22 protein-coding genes are annotated in these 18,536 nt (G+C 45.1%); all 22 read left to right on the top strand.

What is annotated here, in order from left to right:
* The first annotated feature begins 5 nt into the window (after positions 1-5).
* Positions 6-854 carry a DegV family protein gene (locus tag JNUCC22_RS16540; protein ID WP_003151387.1) on the top strand — a complete coding sequence of 283 codons (849 nt, stop codon included), beginning with the start codon at positions 6-8 and terminating at the stop codon, positions 852-854.
* Between the two features lie 108 nt (positions 855-962).
* On the top strand, positions 963-2,348 hold the full coding sequence (locus JNUCC22_RS16535) for an ATP-dependent helicase ComFA (RefSeq protein WP_043020592.1): 1,386 nt from the start codon (positions 963-965) through the stop codon (positions 2,346-2,348).
* 57 nt (positions 2,349-2,405) lie between these two features.
* Positions 2,406-2,690, top strand: coding sequence for a late competence protein ComFB (locus JNUCC22_RS16530; protein WP_007407481.1), 285 nt, complete (start codon positions 2,406-2,408; stop codon positions 2,688-2,690).
* Between the two features lie 5 nt (positions 2,691-2,695).
* Positions 2,696-3,385 (top strand): phosphoribosyltransferase family protein, encoded by a 690-nt coding sequence (locus tag JNUCC22_RS16525; RefSeq protein WP_199022660.1) that lies wholly within the window; start codon positions 2,696-2,698, stop codon positions 3,383-3,385.
* 73 nt (positions 3,386-3,458) lie between these two features.
* Entirely contained in the window at positions 3,459-3,878 is a 420-nt protein-coding gene (locus JNUCC22_RS16520; RefSeq protein WP_012118571.1) for a TIGR03826 family flagellar region protein, read from the top strand.
* Positions 3,879-3,947: 69 nt separating this feature from the next.
* Positions 3,948-4,214: a flagellar biosynthesis anti-sigma factor FlgM gene (gene flgM, locus JNUCC22_RS16515; protein WP_003151393.1), complete on the top strand. Its 267-nt coding sequence runs from the start codon at positions 3,948-3,950 to the stop codon at positions 4,212-4,214.
* A gap of 14 nt (positions 4,215-4,228) precedes the next feature.
* Entirely contained in the window at positions 4,229-4,711 is a 483-nt protein-coding gene (locus JNUCC22_RS16510; RefSeq protein ID WP_167340892.1) for a flagellar protein FlgN, read from the top strand.
* A 15-nt stretch (positions 4,712-4,726) separates the two neighbouring features.
* Entirely contained in the window at positions 4,727-6,244 is a 1,518-nt protein-coding gene (gene flgK / locus JNUCC22_RS16505; protein ID WP_007407478.1) for a flagellar hook-associated protein FlgK, read from the top strand.
* 11 nt (positions 6,245-6,255) lie between these two features.
* Positions 6,256-7,173: a flagellar hook-associated protein FlgL gene (flgL, locus tag JNUCC22_RS16500; protein ID WP_007407477.1), complete on the top strand. Its 918-nt coding sequence runs from the start codon at positions 6,256-6,258 to the stop codon at positions 7,171-7,173.
* Between the two features lie 90 nt (positions 7,174-7,263).
* The gene (locus JNUCC22_RS16495; RefSeq protein WP_072589626.1) at positions 7,264-7,833 is read left to right on the top strand and encodes a DUF6470 family protein; all 570 of its coding nucleotides are present in this window, start codon (positions 7,264-7,266) and stop codon (positions 7,831-7,833) included.
* 29 nt (positions 7,834-7,862) lie between these two features.
* A complete protein-coding gene (fliW, locus tag JNUCC22_RS16490) occupies positions 7,863-8,294 on the top strand; it encodes a flagellar assembly protein FliW (RefSeq protein ID WP_007407475.1) in 432 nt (143 codons plus the stop codon).
* Positions 8,288-8,512 (top strand): carbon storage regulator CsrA, encoded by a 225-nt coding sequence (gene csrA, locus JNUCC22_RS16485; protein ID WP_003151402.1) that lies wholly within the window; start codon positions 8,288-8,290, stop codon positions 8,510-8,512. The genes fliW and csrA overlap by 7 nt, the downstream gene beginning before the upstream one ends.
* A gap of 143 nt (positions 8,513-8,655) precedes the next feature.
* Complete coding sequence (gene hag, locus JNUCC22_RS16480) at positions 8,656-9,486, top strand: flagellin Hag (protein ID WP_007614094.1); 831 nt, start codon at positions 8,656-8,658, stop codon at positions 9,484-9,486.
* 250 nt (positions 9,487-9,736) lie between these two features.
* Positions 9,737-11,284, top strand: coding sequence for a flagellar hook-associated protein 2 (locus JNUCC22_RS16475; RefSeq protein WP_025285350.1), 1,548 nt, complete (start codon positions 9,737-9,739; stop codon positions 11,282-11,284).
* 19 nt (positions 11,285-11,303) lie between these two features.
* The gene (gene fliS / locus JNUCC22_RS16470) at positions 11,304-11,705 is read left to right on the top strand and encodes a flagellar export chaperone FliS (protein ID WP_003151407.1); all 402 of its coding nucleotides are present in this window, start codon (positions 11,304-11,306) and stop codon (positions 11,703-11,705) included.
* Positions 11,705-12,049 carry a flagella biosynthesis regulatory protein FliT gene (gene fliT / locus JNUCC22_RS16465; RefSeq protein WP_007614086.1) on the top strand — a complete coding sequence of 115 codons (345 nt, stop codon included), beginning with the start codon at positions 11,705-11,707 and terminating at the stop codon, positions 12,047-12,049. The genes fliS and fliT overlap by 1 nt, the downstream gene beginning before the upstream one ends.
* 9 nt (positions 12,050-12,058) lie before the next feature.
* Positions 12,059-12,436: a DUF8042 domain-containing protein gene (locus tag JNUCC22_RS16460; RefSeq protein WP_003151412.1), complete on the top strand. Its 378-nt coding sequence runs from the start codon at positions 12,059-12,061 to the stop codon at positions 12,434-12,436.
* 194 nt (positions 12,437-12,630) lie between these two features.
* Complete coding sequence (raiA, locus tag JNUCC22_RS16455) at positions 12,631-13,197, top strand: ribosome hibernation-promoting factor, HPF/YfiA family (protein WP_003151413.1); 567 nt, start codon at positions 12,631-12,633, stop codon at positions 13,195-13,197.
* Between the two features lie 166 nt (positions 13,198-13,363).
* Positions 13,364-15,889, top strand: coding sequence for a preprotein translocase subunit SecA (secA, locus tag JNUCC22_RS16450; protein WP_216061919.1), 2,526 nt, complete (start codon positions 13,364-13,366; stop codon positions 15,887-15,889).
* Positions 15,890-15,963: 74 nt separating this feature from the next.
* A protein-coding gene (gene prfB / locus JNUCC22_RS16445) for a peptide chain release factor 2 (RefSeq protein ID WP_096034905.1) occupies positions 15,964-17,065 on the top strand; the annotation gives its coding sequence in 2 pieces (ribosomal slippage) (positions 15,964-16,035 and positions 16,037-17,065; 1,101 coding nt in all).
* Positions 17,066-17,234: 169 nt separating this feature from the next.
* Positions 17,235-18,083, top strand: a complete 849-nt coding sequence (locus JNUCC22_RS16440; protein WP_007614078.1) for a YitT family protein — start codon at positions 17,235-17,237, stop codon at positions 18,081-18,083.
* Between the two features lie 35 nt (positions 18,084-18,118).
* Entirely contained in the window at positions 18,119-18,460 is a 342-nt protein-coding gene (gene cccB, locus JNUCC22_RS16435) for a cytochrome c551 (RefSeq protein ID WP_007614074.1), read from the top strand.
* Positions 18,461-18,536 lie beyond the last annotated feature (76 nt).

Raw genomic sequence — 18,536 nt, 5'->3', positions numbered from 1 at the left:
AAGTGATGAAGATTGCAGTTGTAACAGACAGTACAGCATATATTCCGAAAGAGATGAGAGAAGAACATCATATTCATATGATTCCTCTCCAAGTGGTTTTCGGTGAAAAAACATTCCGCGAAGAAACAGAACTCGACTGGAGAAGTTTTTATAAAGAAGTAAAAAATCATGATGAGCTGCCGACTACGTCTCAGCCTTCTTTCGGTGAATTAATCGCATTGTACGAAGAACTGGGCAAAACATATGATGCAGTCATAAGCATACATTTGTCCAGCGGAATCAGCGGAACATATAACAGCGCCGCCTCGGCAAACACTATGGTTGATCATATTAAAGTTTATCCCTTTGATTCAGAGATCAGCTGTTTGGCACAAGGTTTTTATGCATTAAAGGCAGCACAGCTCATTAAAGACGGTGTTGACTCACCGGAAGAGATTATAAAAGAGCTGGAAGAAATGAAAAAAACAGTCCGTGCGTATTTTATGGTGGACGATTTATCACACCTTCAGCGGGGCGGGCGTCTAAGCAGTGCTCAGGCTTTTATCGGCGGTCTGTTAAAGGTAAAGCCTATTCTTCATTTTGACAATAAGGTAATTGTTCCTTTTGAGAAGATTCGGACACGCAAAAAAGCGATTTCGAGAATTTTTGAGCTGTTTGGGGAGGATGCAAGTAAAGGAATCCCGATGCGGGCCGCTGTCATCCATGCAAACAGGGAAGAAGAAGCGGCGGATATTATACAGGAGTTAAGCGGTAAATATCCTCATGTCGAATTCTATAACAGCTATTTCGGTGCCGTGATCGGAACCCATTTGGGCGAAGGCGCCATCGGAATCGGCTGGTGCTTTAAAAACTAAGTGAAAATCTCCGTTTTCAAGGGCGGAGATTTTTTTATTTTTTAATTTTCGCAATTCGACAAGTGGGTTCCCGACAAGGCATACTTTGAGCAGAAAGGAGGCAGGGAGATGTCCGAAGGTGCTTCAGAATTTTCAGAGGTGCGGGATTTCTTTTACGGCCGGCATTTATTGAGATCTGAGATACCGTTTTCAGATCAGCGCATCAAGCGTTTTACAGAAAAAGAATATATAACGGACGAGCCGTCAATCATCCGCCGGAAAAACCGTTACGTCTGCCAACGATGCGGTCAGTCTGATCAAGCCAGCTTTGCGGCATTTTGGGCGCCCTCTGCCAAAAGGCAGATTACCTATTGCCGTGCCTGTGTCATGATGGGAAGGGCTGATGAACTGACATCATTATATTCTTGGAATCAAGCCCATGAAAACAGCTGGGAGCCTGTAAAGCTTTCTTGGGAAGGAACACTGACAGACGGACAGAAGCGGGCGGCCGCCGCGCTTACAGATGCGATAAAAGAGAGACAAGAGCTGTTAGTATGGGCGGTTTGCGGATCGGGGAAAACAGAGATGCTGTTTCCGGGTATCGAGTTTGCGCTGAATCACGGTTTGCGCGTCTGTGTCGCGACTCCGCGTACAGATGTCGTACTTGAACTGCTGCCGAGACTGAAAAAAGCATTTGAGAAAGTCGAAGTTTCTGCTTTGTACGGCGGCAGCGAGGACAAAGGCCGTCTGACTCCGTTAATGATTTCAACCGCTCACCAGCTGATGCGCTACCGAGACATTTTTGATGTCATGATAATAGATGAAGTAGATGCGTTTCCTTTTTCAGCCGATGAGACATTAAGATTCGCTGTTGATAAAGCGAGGAAGAAAAACAGCGCCCTTGTTTATGTAACGGCAACTCCTTCAGACACATTAAAAAAGAAGGCTGAAGCCGGTTTACTGAAAAGCGTCCGCATACCGGCCAGATATCATCGGAAACCCCTCCCGGAGCCGCGTTTTTTGTGGTGCGGCAATTGGAAGAAGAAGCTTCAGAAAGGAAAACTGCCGCGCTCTGTAACCGATTGGGTCCGCCAAAAACTTCAATCACAGCTGCCGGTTTTCTTATTCGTTCCGTCTGTACATGTATTGAAAAAGACAACGGATTATTTTCAGAAATTAAATGTAAGGGCAGAAGGCGTTCATGCGGAAGACACATTCAGAAAGGATAAAGTGAAACGGTTCAGAGACGGCCGGCTTGACCTGCTGGTAACGACTACGATTTTAGAAAGAGGGGTTACCGTGCCCAAAGTTCAGACATGTGTCCTCGGCGCAGAAGCACCTATCTTTACTGAGAGCGCGCTCGTACAGATCGCGGGCAGAACGGGAAGGCATTATAAACATTTCAGCGGTGATGTCGTCATGTTTCATTTCGGAATTACAAACGGAATGAAAAAAGCAAAAAAACATATAGAACATATGAACAAATTGGCACAAAAAAGTAAATTGTTGGACTAGTTAATTTCAGAAAACGTGATACAGTATACTCATACTTTCCTATGAGGAGCTGTCAGCATGCTTGTCAATTCAAAAGAAATCGTATTAAAGGAACTTCTCGACCGCCATATGTCTCAGCTTCATATGAAATGCACATGCCGGGTATGCAAAAATGATGTACTGGCACTTTCATTAAACCGGGCTGAGCCGGCATATGTTACAGATAAAAAGAAAGTTGCTTATGCAAAAGCAGAGATAGTTGATAAACAGAAAAATACGGCGCTGCTTGTCATTCTGGCTGAATCAGCGGCGATTGTTTCGGTTAATCCAAGCGAGTTCTGTGAAACTCGGGAAGGAGCGTAATATCTCTGAATTGTTTATTGTGTGACTCACCAATTTCAAGTTCATTGACTTGGAGATCTCTGTTTTCTCTGGCGCCCGAGCAAGAGGTATGCAGCATATGCAGCAGCCAATTCGAAAAAATTGAAGGCCCCGTATGCAGTATATGCGGGAGGCCTCAGGAGTCAAATGAAAAATGCGCTGATTGTGCGGCCCGGGAATCAAAAACGGAAAAGCGCTTTTTGCTGCGGCGAAACCGTTCGGTATATTTGTATAATGATGCGATGAAGGACTCATTGGCCCGTTTTAAATTCAGGGGTGATGCGAAAATCATTCAAGCATTTGAACGTGACTTTGCTGCCGGCTTTAAAGCGGCATATCCATCAAATACACATACTCTCATCCCTATTCCGCTGAGCGGCGAACGGCTGGCGGAACGCGGATTCAATCAATCCGAGCTGCTGGCCTCTCTGCTCGGAATGCCCGTCATTTCCCCCCTCATCCGACTGAACAACGAAAAACAATCCAAAAAGAGCAAAACAGACAGGCTGTCTGCAGAAAAAAAGTTTTCAGCAGCCGAAAACTCCGCCGAAGGTATGAACGTCATTTTAATAGATGATATTTATACGACGGGCGCCACACTTCACCAAGCCGCCGAAGTCCTGCTGACAGCGGGCAAAGCGTCATCGGTCTCCTCTTTTACTTTAATCAGGAGCTAAATCATTCTTTTTTTCTGCCGATATAATTGATAGAAATATAAGGCAGATTAAAGAAGGAATAGGAGTTAATACGATGGGTGAATTGGCGAATTGTCCAAAATGCAATGCTTTATTTTTTAAAACGAACCTGCAGACCGTGTGCCAGGCATGTATTAAAGAAGAAGAAAAAGCATTTGAAACCGTCTATAAATTTTTGAGAAAGCAGATCAACAGACAGTCGACGATGCAGCAGATCACTGAGGAAACAGGTGTGGATGAAGAGCTGATCCTCAAGTTTATCAAACAAAAAAGGATTCAGATCAGCCAGCTTCCGAATTTGGCATATCCTTGCGAAAGGTGCGGAAATCCAATCAGGACGGGGAAATTTTGCAAGTCCTGTCAGACAGATATTGAGTCGCAATTAGACCATATGAACCAAAAAACAGCCGCTGAATTCGAAGAGAAAAACAGTACAAAAGACACATACTATGCCTATAATACCAAAAACACCTGATTCCCTAAACTAACTGATAACGCAGTCGATAAAAGAATTAGACTGCGAACAGAAAGCGAGAGGAATCCTATGAAAATCAATCAGTACGGAACACAATCCGTTAATCCATACCAAAAAAATTACGAAAAGCAAGCCGTACAAAAAGAGGCTGCAAAGCCGAAGGACAAAGTGGAAATTTCTTCTCATGCAAAAGAGCTTCAAAATGCGTCAGATGCGGTCACTAAAACACGACAGGAAAAAATCGCTCAGCTTAAAGCGGATATAGAGAGCGGAACATATAAAATAGATTCAAACAGCATCGCTGAAAACATAGTAAATTTCTATAAAAAGCAATAAAAAGGAGAAAGCCAATGTCAGCAAAGCCAATTATTGATCAACTGAAGCGACTTTGCGCACTGCATGAACATCTGCTCACGCTGTCTGAGGAGAAAACGGAAGCGCTGAAAGCAGGTAAAACAAAAGAGCTCTCCAACATATTGACCAAAGAGCAAAAGTATATTCAGGCAATCGGGCAGACTGAGGAAGAACGAATCAGGTTAACTTCTCAGTTTCTCAGCCGCGGTGAGGACAATACAATTGCTGCATGCATCTCCAGAACTTCAGGCAGTGAAAAACAGGAGCTTGAAGGGTTATTTCACTCTTTGTCTGCGCTTCTTGGCCGTCTGAAAGAAGTGAATGAGATGAACAAACAGCTCACGATTCAGGCTTTACAATTCATCTCCGGAGCATTCGATATGATCATGCCGGGTGAAAAAGAGAATATGAATTATAAAGAGCCGCAAGCGGCGCGCAAGCCTGTCAGCCGTTTGACATTATTCGATTCAAAAGCTTAGAACGGAGGATTTTTAATGCCATCGACTTTTATGGGGCTCGAAACAGCAAGGCGTGCATTGAGTGCGCAGCAGACTGCATTGAGCACAGTTTCAAATAACGTTGCAAATGCAAATACAGAAGGATATACGAGGCAGCGCGTCACATTACAATCGACGAGCCCTTATCCCGCAGTATCAAAAAACAGTGATCTGACGGCCGGCCAAATCGGAACAGGGGTTAAGGCCGGTTCAGTTGAGCGCGTCAGAGACAGTTTTTTAGACTATCAGTACAGAACTGAAAATACAAAATTAGGGTACTATACAGCCCGTTCCAATTCACTGTCGCAAATGGAAGGCGTCATGAAAGAGCTTGACGATAATGGATTAAACGGATCGCTCAGTTCGTTTTGGAATGCCCTTCAGGATCTGGCGACGAATCCGGAAAATACGGGAGCGCGCTCAGTTTTGCAAGAGCAGGGGAAATCTCTTGCCGAAAGTTTTAACTATATATCTACCTCTTTGACTAACATTCAGGGTGATATTAAAAAGAACCTGGATAACACAGCGGATCAGGTCAATTCCATTCTCAATCAGCTGAATGACCTTAACAATCAAATAGCGGCAGTTGAGCCGAGCGGTATGCTCCCTAATGATTTGTATGACCAAAGAGACAGATTGATTGATCAATTATCTTCTATGGCAAATATTAAAGTTTCATATAATAAGTCGGGCGGACATGCCTTGGCGACTGCTGAGGGTACGGTTAACGTCGAATTGCTGAACGGAAACAACAATTCTCTCGGTACGCTGCTCGACGGTAACACAAAAACAGTTTCAGAAATGAAAATCAATTACGACAAGGACAGCGGCCTCGTGTCGAGTGTGTCAGTCGGCAGCAGTACGGTCAATGCGGATGCATTTACCGGAAAAGGCTCACTTTTAGGTCTTATTGAATCATACGGCTATATGTCAAACGGAGAAGAAAAAGGTCTTTATCCTGAAATGCTGACGGCTCTTGACAATATGGCGCTGTCCTTTGCTGACGCGTTTAATGCAGTTCATGAAAAAGGGAAGACCTATACAGGCGAACAGGGTGCAGCATTTTTTGATTTCAGCGGTGGTGAAGCGGTGCCGGCAAAAGGTGCGGCAGCGAAAATAAAAGTCAGTGACAAAATCCTTGCGTCTACTGATAATATCGCAGCGTCGTTAAACGGAGAAAAAAGTGACGGCACAAACGCGACAAATCTTGCAGCCGTACAGAACAGCAAGCTGACTATTAACGGTGAAACCACTACAATTAATGACTTTTATGAATCCCTTATCGGAAAGCTGGGCGTTAATTCACAAAAAGCGGCCAATCTTATGAACAACTCTGAAAGCAACACTCTTTCAGCCGATGAACGGAGACAATCAGTCAGTGCAGTGTCTTTAGATGAAGAAATGACAAATATGATTCAGTTTCAGCACGCTTATAATGCGGCTGCGCGGATTATAACGATGCAGGATGAAATATTCGATAAAATTATTAACGGTATGGGCACCGGAGGAAGATAGGAGATAAGTAAATGAGAGTAACTCAAGGGATGATCGCAAAAAATTCTCTTCGATTTATCGGCTCAAGTTATGACAAGCTCGATCGGCTTCAGCAGCAAGTGTCTACGGGGAAAAAAATCACGAAAGCTTCTGATGATCCGGTCGTTGCAATGAAGGGAATGCAGTACCGTACTCAGCTTGCGCAGGTAAACCAGTATCAGCGGAATGTTTCGCAAGGCTTTACATGGCTGGAAAACTCGGAATCAAGCGTAAACTCGGAAACGGATATTATGGGGAAAATCCGGGACTTGATGGTTCAGGCGAAAAGTGATTCGAACGGTGAAACAGAATTGAAAGCAATCGGTACAGAAATCGGCCAGCTGAAAAAGCAGCTCGTTTCTGTCGCGAATACTCAGGTAAACGGACGTTATCTGTTTAACGGAACAAATTCAGACGTCCCGCCGATCACTGAAAATGCCGACGGCACATATACGTACAACTATGAGAATTATACAGGTGCTTCGGATGTTAACATCAACATCTCGAACGGAGCAGTGTTGAAAGTGAATTCTGATCCAAACTCAGCTTTCGGAGGCGTCGCACAAAATGGAGATAATGTTTTTGAATTTCTTAACTCCTTAGAAGCCTCTTTAAGCAAAGGCACGCTGTCCGAAGCAGATTCAGATCAAATTCTGTCAGATATTGACGGTTTTACTGATAAAATGAATGCTGAAAAATCCAATATCGGCGCACGCACAAACCGGTTGGAACTCATTCAGACAAGATTGGAATCACAAGCGGCAACCGCTGAAAAAGTATTGTCCGATAATGAAGATGTAGAAATGGAAGATGTAATTGTTGATTATTTATCTCAACAGACGGTTCATAGAGCAGCGCTGTCAGTGAATGCGAATATCATTCAGCCGTCACTGATTGACTTTCTGAAATAATATAACTGACCGTCTTCAGTATATAAAAAAGCGACTCACACCAGGGAGATCGCTTTTTTTACTAAAATATTATAAATAGGAGGGGTCTCTGTGCAGATGCCGAGATTGATTATTGACAGTGTGCCTGCTAAAATCGGTATAACCTTTCAAAAGGAAGAAATCGAGATGGAACAGCTGCCCGCTGACCTGGAAATCGAGCAGCCGCCGGCAGAGCTGAACATTGAAAGCACGCCGGCCAAACTGACGATTGACCAGACGAGGGCGTGGGAGAACTTGAATCTCAAATCATTTGAAAAGCTGAACGCTGAAGCCGCCCAGAAAGGTGCGGAAGCCTGCAGCGAGTTTATCGCAAAAACAGTCAGGGAAGGGAAGGAAATGGCGGCTATCGAAAAGAAAACGGGCAATGTGATGGCCCGGCAGGCAGCAGATGTCAGACCGCCCGATCCATTCGGCGAATTCAGCGACTTTCTGCCTGCGCAGTTTCTCGTCGACATTGACTGCATTCCTTCAAAGCTTACGATTGATATTGAAGCCCGCAAACCTTCAATTGAAGCAGCCGTCAATAAACCTGTATGGAATTATACGCCGGGGAAAGTTCAGATTGATATGATGCAAGACCCTAAGGTGACGATTTCGGTTGACGATGGCAACGCAGAATAAAAGATGAAAGTGGTAAAGGATTGTGAAGCATGATAATTAAAACAAAATATCACGGAGAAATCAGAATAGACGAAGGGCAGATTATCTCATTTGAAAACGGCCTGCCGGGATTTAATGACGAGACTCAATTTGTTGTTCTTCCTTTGTCGGAAGATTCACCGTTTTTGGCGCTGCAGTCTGTCAAACAGGAGCACATCGCCTTTATTGTCGCCAGTCCGTTTATTTTCTTTAAAGGGTACGAATTTGACATTGACCATGCGACGCTTGAACTTTTGCATATTGAAGATATAGAGGACGTCGAAGTGATGGCGATTTTAACGCTGGAAGAGCCTTTTGAAAACACGACCGCCAATTTAAAAGCGCCGATTATCGTCAATAAAAAGGAAATGAAGGCGAAACAAATCATTTTACATGATGCTTCCTATGAAACAAAACATCTGATAGGAGGAGGATCATGCTAGTTCTCTCAAGAAAAGTGAATGAGTCCATTCAGATCGGGCCGGATATTGAAATAAAGGTGATCGCCATCGAAGGAGAACAAGTGAAGCTGGGAATTGAAGCGCCTCAGCACGTAGATATTCACAGGAAAGAAATCTACTTGTCGATCCTGGAAGAGAACAACAGAGCTGTATCTTTTAATACTGATTTATTACTTAACTTATCCTCACAAAAAAAGTGAGGATTTTTTTATTTTCAATATAAACAATAGAAACGGCCATCCGATATATATAGTGTAGCCAATGAGAGGAAAAATTTTCTTCAGAATGACGCTGCGCAAATGCACAAGGACGTGCGAAAAACAATTCAGGGAGGAAATACAAAATGAGAATCAACCACAATATCGCGGCTCTTAACACTAGCCGTCAGCTGAATGCAGGTTCAAACTCTGCTGCAAAAAACATGGAAAAATTATCTTCAGGTCTTCGCATCAACCGCGCTGGTGATGACGCTGCGGGTCTTGCGATCTCTGAAAAAATGCGTTCCCAAATCCGCGGTTTAGACATGGCTTCTAAAAACGCTCAAGACGGAATCTCTCTTATCCAAACGGCTGAGGGTGCATTAAACGAAACTCACAGCATTCTTCAGCGTATGAGCGAGCTTGCTACACAAGCGGCTAACGACACGAACACTACTTCTGACCGTGCTGAGTTACAAAAAGAAATGGATCAGCTTTCTTCTGAAGTAACTAGAATTTCTACAGACACAGAATTCAACACAAAGAAATTACTTGATGGTACAGCAACTGACCTGACTTTCCAAATCGGTGCCAATGAAGGTCAAACTATGAAACTTTCAATTAATAAAATGGATTCTGAAAGTCTTGCTGTTGGGACTGCTACTGCAGGAATTGATATCTCTACTTCCGCAGATGCAGCATCTACTGCTCTTACAACAATCAAAACAGCTATCGACACAGTTTCAAGCGAGCGCGCTAAACTTGGTGCGGTTCAAAACCGTTTAGAGCACACAATCAACAACCTTGGTACTTCTTCTGAGAACCTGACTTCTGCTGAATCACGTATCCGTGACGTAGACATGGCTTCTGAGATGATGGAGTACACGAAAAACAACATCCTTACTCAGGCTTCTCAAGCTATGCTTGCGCAAGCTAACCAACAGCCTCAGCAAGTTCTTCAATTGCTGAAAGGTTAATGACGGAAAGATCCTGGTTCTCCAGGGTCTTTTTTTTATTTCTTCAGCTATCTCCCCCTTCAGCAAGCCAAAGAACCCTATTGACAAAATGAAACATTATATTTTGCAGTTAAATTATTGAAAACCTTTTAATATGACCGATATAAGAATAAGATCATACATTTATGGAGCTGTGATATGATAAACAGTCGGAAACTCACTGTTGTCATAGAGCCGTCTACGACTAAACGCCGAAAAGGAGAGGGTACATATGGTCACAAGAATCACAGGCCTTAATTCCGGTCTTGATGTAGATTCTCTGGTGAAAAAAATGATGGATGCCGAAAAGCAGCCGCTTAATAAATTAAACCAGCAAAAGCAGACGCTTGAATGGAAGCGCGATGCTTATCGGGAAGTGAATACCCAGATTGCCGACATGTATTCTACGACATTTAATAATATGCTGATGTCCACAAACTGGAATAAAAAAACAGTAACAAGTTCGGATTCCAGTGTCAGCGCGGTGGCCGTCAGTGCTGAGCAGAATATTTCAACGAGTATGTCTGTACAGCAGCTGGCCACTTCGACGACATATAAATCATCAGGGGCCATCAATTTCACTTCAGGTCAGAGCCAAACATTGAAATTCAATGTCACAAATCCGGGTGAAACGAAGCCGACTGAGGTAAACGTCACGATCGCCGCAACCGATACGATTGACGATGTCATTTCCAAACTGAACAGCTCGGGTCTCGGAGTGACGGCTTTAAAAGAGAAAATTTCCAACGGCACGGATTATGTGGACACGATTGCGTTCACTTCCAATAAAACGGGGGAAGGATTTACCCTTGCCGCAGGTGATGACGCAACCAAAAGCTTTCTGAAAGATCAGCTCGGTTTTGCCGTTGATGATGCAACAAATGAACTGACGGCCAATGCCGAAGGGAAAAACGCGAAGTTTACGTTCAACGGGCTTGAAATGACAAAAACGTCAAATAACTTTACGATCAACGGCATCAAATACACGCTGAACAGCGTGACGGACAGCAATAAAACGGTTACGATTAACAGCACGACTGATACGGACGGCATTTTTGACAACATTAAAGATTTCGTTGATAAATACAATACGTTAATTAAAAGTGCAAACGAGAAGGTAACAGAATCAAAATACCGCGATTATAAGCCGCTAACCGATGAACAAAGAGAAGCGATGACCGATAAGCAGATTGAGCAGTGGGAGGCAAAGGCCAAAAGCGGGTTATTACGGAGCGACAGCACGCTGCAGAACGGTTTGGCTGAAATGCGGCTTGATCTGTACTCAACGGTTACGATTGACGGAAAAAAATATCAGCTTGCCGATTTCGGTATAGAGACGTCTAGTTATGAGGATCAAGGAAAGTTTGGAAAGCTTGTCATTAAAGACGAAGCGAAACTGAAACAGAAAATTACCGAGAACCCCTCTCTCGTGGCTAAGCTGTTTAATGCAGACAGTACAAGTACGATTACAGACAGCTCAACCGGTAAGACTATCAAAAACCCGGAGGAGCAGGGGATTGCCCGGAGATTAAAAGACACATTAAACAAAATGCAGACTCAAATTTCAAAACAGGCGGGTACAGAAAGCTCGGTATCATCCAGCTTTGCCATCGGAAAAAGTTTGAATGAAATAGAAACAAATATTTCCAATATGAAAACGAAGCTGGATGACATCGAATCGAGATATTATAAAAAGTTCAGCGCACTGGATACGGCATTGGAGAAATTGAACAGCCAATCTTCATATCTCACGTCAATGTTAGGATCTTCAACATCATAACCTTGGAGGGTTTATAAAAATGGCAATAAATAATCCTTTTGCTGCTTATCAGCAGACATCCGTCTTTACAGCCGCTCCGGAAGAGCTGACCCTTATGCTTTATAACGGCTGCCTGCGATTCATTAAGCTGGCCAGGCAGGCGATGAAGCAAAACAACCTTGAAGCCAAAAATGAAAATATCGTAAAGGCGCAAAACATCATTCAAGAGCTCAGCATCACGTTAAACCGGGAGATTGAGATTTCTGAACAGATGTCATCCATTTATGATTACATCCGCCGCCGGCTGATCGACGCGAACGTGCAGAATAACGGAGAATTTTTAGATGAAGCGGAAAAACTCGTTACTGAATTTCGCGACACGTGGAAGCAGGCCATGCAGAGTGAACGGAAAAACAGCCACGGCGCGGGCGGCCTTGCCTGATGAACAGCAATGTCTTTTCTTTGTATAACGAAACGAAGAACATGTACGCCGCACTGAAGGACGCCCCGGAAAGCGACGGTCTTATCAGCAGCGTTACGGCATTTACGGAGAAAAGGGAGGAGATGCTTGCGGGCATAAAGCCGCCTTTTTCCGAAGAAGAAAAAACGCTGCTTCAGCAGGTGGCCGCGATGGACCGTCTGATTACCGGCGAAGTGAAACGGATTCAGGATGGTATCCGAAATGAAATAAAAACGCTTAAGAAAAAACGAATCTACCATAATACGTATTTCAATCCGTATCATCAAACGACAAGTGACGGCCGTTTTTACGACAAACGCAAATAGGTGAGTGTTTTGAGAAGTTTGAACGATTACCATTTGGTGTCAGCCTACTACCAGCTTCTTTTTACGATTGATGAGGGGCTTTGCTACCTGTTGGACACGCAGGATGATTTTTTTAAGACGGAGGGCGAGCGGATTTACAACGATTTGATTCAGGCTTTTTTTCATCTCGATTCCTCTCATGCGCTTCTGCTGTCTATCATTGAGTGCCGATGCGTGGAGACGGCGATCCGCTCATTTGACGAGATCTTTCAGGATTTCAGCATGTTAAATGATTATGATTTCCCGTCCGCCCCTTTTCAGGAGTTTTTAAAAACCATCTTTCTGCCGCATTATAAGCTGTGGATGGAGCAGACGCACGACTGCATCAAACCGTATGTTCTTCACTAGACCTGCTGCAAGCGGCAGGTCTTTTGCCTGCGTCCTCCGCATATACTTATAATCCTGGCGGAAGCTGCCGGATAAAACCGACACCATTTGTCATCGTTCACCGAATTTACACATTATTTTAACGTTTCAGCAGGGATCAGAAGGGGTAAAAGAGAAATAGTTACATATCCTTAGATAAAGGGAGGCGTTCTTTGATGAACTACAATATCAGAGGAGAAAACATTGAGGTTACACCTGCGTTAAAGGATCATGTGGAGAGAAAAATCGGCAAGCTGGAGCGATATTTCGAGCAGAGCGTCAATGCCGATGTGAACGTCAACTTAAAATTCTATAATGATAAGGAATCCAAAGTTGAAGTCACCATTCCGATGACTGATCTGGCGCTTCGTTCTGAAGTGCATAACGAGGATATGTACAATGCAATTGATCTCGCAACAAACAAGCTGGAACGTCAAATCCGAAAGCACAAAACAAAAGTCAACCGAAAATTCCGCGAGCAGGGTCTTCCGAAACATTATTTCGAGAACGGCAGCGCTGCTGATACGGGCGTAGCGGTTCAGGACGAAATTGAAGATGACAGCCCGGAAATTGTCCGTCAAAAGCGTTTTAATTTAAAACCGATGGATAATGAAGAAGCGATTCTCCAAATGAATATGCTCGGACATAATTTCTTCGTATTCACCAACGCGGAGACGAATCTCACAAACGTCGTTTACCGCAGAAATGACGGCAAATACGGATTAATTGAACCGACTGAATAAACCCATCCAGCCTTCCGTGAACGCGCGGAAGGTTTTTCTCTATCTTTACCTGCAAATTCTTTGGAAATAGCAAAAGGTATGTTATGATAATGAGAGGTATACATGGACAGAAAATTATCATTTATTCCATGCAAAATCTGCATGTGAACATAGAGGAGCGTTATAGATGCTTGGGATTTTAAATAAAATGTTTGATCCGACCAAACGTGCGCTGAACAAATACGAAAAAATAGCAAATGACATTGATGCCGTAAGAGGAGATTATGAAAATCTCTCTGACGAGGCGCTTAAACATAAAACGGCAGAATTTAAAGAGCGGCTTGAAAAAGGAGAAACGACGGATGACCTTCTTGTCGAAGCGTTTGCCGTCGTTCGTGAAGCTTCCCGCCGCGTAACCGGCATGTTCCCGTTTAAAGTGCAGCTGATGGGGGGCATCGCCCTTCATGAGGGGAACATTTCCGAAATGAAAACAGGGGAAGGGAAAACGCTGACGTCCACGCTTCCCGTGTATTTAAATGCGTTGACGGGAAAAGGCGTTCACGTCGTAACGGTCAACGAATATCTGGCGAGCCGTGATGCCCAGCAAATGGGAGAGATTTTTGCGTTTCTCGGGCTTACAGTCGGCCTGAACCTGAATTCGATGTCAAAAGACGAAAAGCGCGAAGCTTACGCAGCCGATATCACGTATTCAACGAACAATGAACTCGGCTTTGATTATTTGCGTGACAACATGGTGCTCTATAAAGAACAAATGGTGCAGCGCCCGCTTCATTTTGCCGTTATTGATGAAGTCGATTCAATTTTAGTCGATGAAGCGAGAACGCCATTGATTATTTCCGGACAAGCTCAGAAGTCCACAAAACTGTACGTGCAGGCAAATGCGTTTGTCCGCACACTCAAGAAAGATCAGGATTATACGTATGACGTCAAAACGAAGGGCGTTCAGCTGACGGAAGAAGGAATGACGAAGGCTGAAAAAACGTTCGGCATCGACAACCTGTTTGATGTCAAAAACGTGGCCTTGAACCACCATATCAACCAGGCTTTAAAAGCCCATGCGGCGATGCAGAAAGACGTGGATTATGTTGTTGAGGACGGCCAGGTCGTCATCGTTGATTCCTTCACCGGCCGTCTGATGAAAGGACGCCGCTACAGCGAAGGTCTTCACCAGGCAATTGAGGCGAAAGAAGGCCTGGAGATTCAAAATGAAAGCATGACATTGGCGACGATTACGTTCCAAAACTATTTCCGTATGTACGAAAAGCTGGCCGGTATGACCGGTACCGCAAAAACGGAAGAGGAAGAATTCCGCAATATTTATAACATGCAGGTTGTATCCATCCCGACCAACCAGCCGGTCATCCGTGACGACCGTCCGGACTTGATCTACCGCTCAATGGAAGGGAAATTCAAGGCGGTGGCGGAGGATGTCGCCCAGCGCTACATGACCGGACAGCCGGTTCTTGTCGGTACGGTTGCCGTTGAAACGTCTGAATTGATTTCTAAACTTCTGAAAAACAAAGGGATTCCGCATCAGGTGCTGAATGCCAAAAACCATGAGCGTGAAGCTCAGATTATTGAAGAAGCGGGACGAAAAGGCGCTGTCACGATTGCGACCAACATGGCGGGACGCGGAACCGACATTAAACTCGGCGAAGGCGTAAAAGAGCTTGGCGGCCTTGCAGTCGTCGGTACGGAACGCCACGAATCCCGCCGGATTGACAATCAGCTCCGCGGACGTTCAGGACGTCAGGGAGACCCGGGCATCACACAATTTTATCTTTCAATGGAAGATGAATTGATGCGCCGTTTCGGAGCTGAACGGACGATGGCGATGCTTGACCGGTTCGGTATGGATGACTCCACGCCGATTCAGAGCAAAATGGTGTCACGCGCCGTGGAATCATCTCAAAAACGTGTCGAAGGAAACAACTTTGATTCACGTAAACAGCTTCTTCAATATGACGACGTGCTCCGTCAGCAGCGCGAAGTCATTTACAAGCAGCGTTTTGAAGTCATTGACTCTGAAAACCTGCGTGACATTGTGGAAGGCATGATCAAGTCTTCTCTGGAGCGTGCGATTGCGGCTTATACGCCGAAAGAGGAGCTTCCGGAAGAATGGAATCTTGACGGCCTCGTGGAGCTGGTGAATACAACGTATCTTGATGAAGGCGCGCTTGAAAAGAGCGATATCTTCGGAAAAGAACCGGACGAAATGCATGAGATGATCATGGACCGCATCATGACAAAATATAATGAAAAAGAAGAGAATTTCGGCACAGAGCAGATGCGTGAATTTGAAAAAGTCATCGTATTGCGTGCCGTTGATTCAAAATGGATGGATCATATTGATGCGATGGATCAGCTGCGTCAAGGGATTCACCTCCGCGCTTATGCGCAGACAAATCCGCTGCGTGAATATCAAATGGAAGGCTTCGCAATGTTTGAGCACATGATTGAGTCCATTGAGGACGAAGTTGCGAAATTCGTCATGAAGGCCGAGATTGAAAGCAATCTGGAACGCGAAGAAGTTGTTCAGGGCCAAACGACGGCTCATCAGCCGCAGGACGGCGATGAGGCCAAACAAGCGAAAAAAGCGCCGGTGCGAAAAGTTGTGGATATCGGACGCAACGCGCCTTGCCATTGCGGCAGTGGAAAAAAATATAAAAATTGCTGCGGCCGGACAGAATAGTCTCGACTGTATGAAGCGAACATGACCGGGTCTGCGTCTTATGGCGCCCCGGATCTTTTAATGAGGTGAATGGAATGGAATTATCAGAAATCAGGGCAGAGCTCGAAAATATGGCTTCTCGTTTAGCGGACTTCAGGGGGTCTCTTTGACCTCGAATCAAAGGAAGCCCGCATTGCAGAATTAGATGAAAAGATGGCGGAACCGGAATTCTGGAATGACCAGCAGAAGGCCCAAACCGTCATCAATGAAGCGAACGGTCTGAAAGAATACGTGAACTCCTATCATCAGCTGAGCGAGTCTCACGAAGAGCTGCAAATGACACATGATCTTTTAAAAGAAGAACCTGACCAGGACCTTCAGCAAGAGCTTGAAAAAGAGCTGAAGTCATTAACGAAGGAATTGAATGAATTTGAGCTTCAGCTGCTGCTCAGTGAACCATATGACAAAAATAACGCGATTTTAGAACTTCATCCGGGGGCCGGCGGTACGGAATCCCAGGACTGGGGTTCCATGCTGCTCAGAATGTATACCCGCTGGGCGGAAAGACGCGGTTTCAAAGTTGAAACGCTTGATTATCTCCCGGGAGATGAAGCAGGAATTAAGTCAGTCACACTGCTTATTAAAGGCCACAATGCATACGGCTATTTAAAAGCGGAAAAAGGCGTACACCGCCTCGTGCGGATTTCTCCATTTGATTCATCAGGCCGCCGTCACACGTCATTCGTGTCATGTGAAGTCATGCCTGAATTCAATGAAGAAATCGACATTGATATTCGTACCGAAGATATTAAAGTTGATACGTACCGGGCGAGCGGTGCCGGCGGACAGCACGTCAATACGACTGATTCAGCCGTTCGGATCACCCACCTCCCGACAAATGTAGTCGTCACGTGCCAGACGGAACGTTCACAAATCAAAAACCGCGACCGGGCGATGAAAATGCTCAAAGCGAAGCTGTATCAGCGCAGAATTGAAGAACAGCAGGCGGAGCTTGACGAAATCCGCGGCGAACAGAAAGAAATCGGCTGGGGCAGCCAAATCCGCTCGTACGTCTTCCATCCGTACTCCATGGTGAAAGATCACCGCACCAATACGGAAATGGGGAACGTGCAGGCGGTTATGGACGGAGATATCGATATCTTCATTGACGCCTATTTACGTTCTAAACTGTCGTAATCCGGGAACACACCTGCCTTTGGCAAGGTGTGTTTTTTTATCCGTTCTCTTTTTCCATTTTTCACAACAGCGCTTTAGCAAATTAATACGGTATTTGGCTGTTATTTACTTCTAAGCCGGGAAGACTTAAAATGCTATCGAGAGAAAATCGGAGAACGGAGGATTTTGCATGGATGTGAATCACAATAAGCCGCTCCGTCTGATCAAAGATTATATATATATCATGATCGGCGCGGCGATTACGGGGGTCGTGTTTAACGTATTTTTGCTGCCGAACCGTATAGCAGCGGGGGGAGTAAGCGGGATCAGCACCATTTTAGAAACGTTTGGTTTTGAACCGGCTTACGTGCAGTGGATTATTAACATCCCTTTGTTTATCGCCGGAGTGATCATTCTCGGCGGGAAGTTCGGAATGAAGACACTGGTCGGTTCCATCGTTCTGCCGCTCGCCGTCTATTTAACAAGAGATCTGCCTGCCGCGACGACCCATGAACTGCTGGCGGCGATTTTCGGAGGCGTCGGGATCGGAACGGGAATCGGCATCGTGTATCTCGGCAAAGGCTCCACGGGGGGAACGGCTCTGGCGGGCCAGATCATTCACAAATACACGGGGCTTTCGCTGGGAACGTGCCTCGCCATCATGGACGGATTAATTGTGCTGAGCGCGATGCTCGTTTTCGGAGTGGAGCAGGGACTGTATGCGATGCTCGGGGTATTTATTTCAAGCAAAACGATTGATGTCGTGCAGGTCGGGTTCAACCGCTCCAAAATGGCTTTAATCATTACGCAGCATGAAGAAGCCGTCAGATCGGCTGTGTTTAAAGAAATCGACAGGGGTGTGACGAAGATTTCCGCAGTCGGCGGGTATACGGAACATGACCGGCCGATCTTAATGTGTGTCGTCGGCCAGACCGAATTCACAAAACTGAAACAAATCGTCAAACAAATTGATGAGTCAGCCTTTGTCATTGTCGCAGACGCAAGCGAGGTGCTCGGCGAGGGTTTCAAACGCGCGTAAACGGGGTTATAATAGCGAAGGGGTGCATCTTACATATGAAATCAAAATGGGCGCTGCTGGCGCTGGTTCTGACCATGTCCGTCCTGCTGGCGGCATGCGGCGGATCCAATGAATCGAAAAAAGAAAGCTCTGACAGCTCAGGCGGATCAAAAGCTTCTGCGTCAGCAGGAGAAGAGCTTTATCAGCAAAGCTGTATCGGCTGTCACGGAAAAGACTTAGAAGGCGGCGGAGGCCCGAATTTACAGGAAGTCGGCGGGAAGTATGATGAAGCTAAAATTGAAAGCATCATTAAAAACGGACGCGGCAATATGCCGAGCCATCTTGTAAATGATAAGGAAGCCGCTGAGATCGCAAAATGGCTGTCACAGAAAAAATAACAGAAAAACCTTGCCTGTTATAGGGGCAAGGTTTTTTCACGGTCTGGGAATGAAAAGAAACTGTAATAGTAATATG

This window comes from Bacillus sp. JNUCC-22 (genome assembly GCF_018861275.1).
Lineage (GTDB): Bacteria > Bacillota > Bacilli > Bacillales > Bacillaceae > Bacillus > Bacillus velezensis.
This window is presented reverse-complemented; position numbering and strand designations above follow the sequence as displayed.

Coding starts and splice junctions, on each gene's coding strand:
- fliT (WP_007614086.1), top strand. CDS start 11,705: ATGAACAGCAATGTCTTTTCTTTGTATAACGAAACGAAGAACATGTAC.
- flgK (WP_007407478.1), top strand. CDS start 4,727: ATGCCATCGACTTTTATGGGGCTCGAAACAGCAAGGCGTGCATTGAGT.
- JNUCC22_RS16475 (WP_025285350.1), top strand. CDS start 9,737: ATGGTCACAAGAATCACAGGCCTTAATTCCGGTCTTGATGTAGATTCT.
- hag (WP_007614094.1), top strand. CDS start 8,656: ATGAGAATCAACCACAATATCGCGGCTCTTAACACTAGCCGTCAGCTG.
- JNUCC22_RS16540 (WP_003151387.1), top strand. CDS start 6: ATGAAGATTGCAGTTGTAACAGACAGTACAGCATATATTCCGAAAGAG.
- JNUCC22_RS16440 (WP_007614078.1), top strand. CDS start 17,235: ATGGATGTGAATCACAATAAGCCGCTCCGTCTGATCAAAGATTATATA.
- fliW (WP_007407475.1), top strand. CDS start 7,863: ATGATAATTAAAACAAAATATCACGGAGAAATCAGAATAGACGAAGGG.
- cccB (WP_007614074.1), top strand. CDS start 18,119: ATGAAATCAAAATGGGCGCTGCTGGCGCTGGTTCTGACCATGTCCGTC.
- raiA (WP_003151413.1), top strand. CDS start 12,631: ATGAACTACAATATCAGAGGAGAAAACATTGAGGTTACACCTGCGTTA.
- JNUCC22_RS16535 (WP_043020592.1), top strand. CDS start 963: ATGTCCGAAGGTGCTTCAGAATTTTCAGAGGTGCGGGATTTCTTTTAC.
- flgL (WP_007407477.1), top strand. CDS start 6,256: ATGAGAGTAACTCAAGGGATGATCGCAAAAAATTCTCTTCGATTTATC.
- JNUCC22_RS16530 (WP_007407481.1), top strand. CDS start 2,406: ATGCTTGTCAATTCAAAAGAAATCGTATTAAAGGAACTTCTCGACCGC.
- fliS (WP_003151407.1), top strand. CDS start 11,304: ATGGCAATAAATAATCCTTTTGCTGCTTATCAGCAGACATCCGTCTTT.
- secA (WP_216061919.1), top strand. CDS start 13,364: ATGCTTGGGATTTTAAATAAAATGTTTGATCCGACCAAACGTGCGCTG.
- csrA (WP_003151402.1), top strand. CDS start 8,288: ATGCTAGTTCTCTCAAGAAAAGTGAATGAGTCCATTCAGATCGGGCCG.
- flgM (WP_003151393.1), top strand. CDS start 3,948: ATGAAAATCAATCAGTACGGAACACAATCCGTTAATCCATACCAAAAA.
- JNUCC22_RS16510 (WP_167340892.1), top strand. CDS start 4,229: ATGTCAGCAAAGCCAATTATTGATCAACTGAAGCGACTTTGCGCACTG.
- JNUCC22_RS16520 (WP_012118571.1), top strand. CDS start 3,459: ATGGGTGAATTGGCGAATTGTCCAAAATGCAATGCTTTATTTTTTAAA.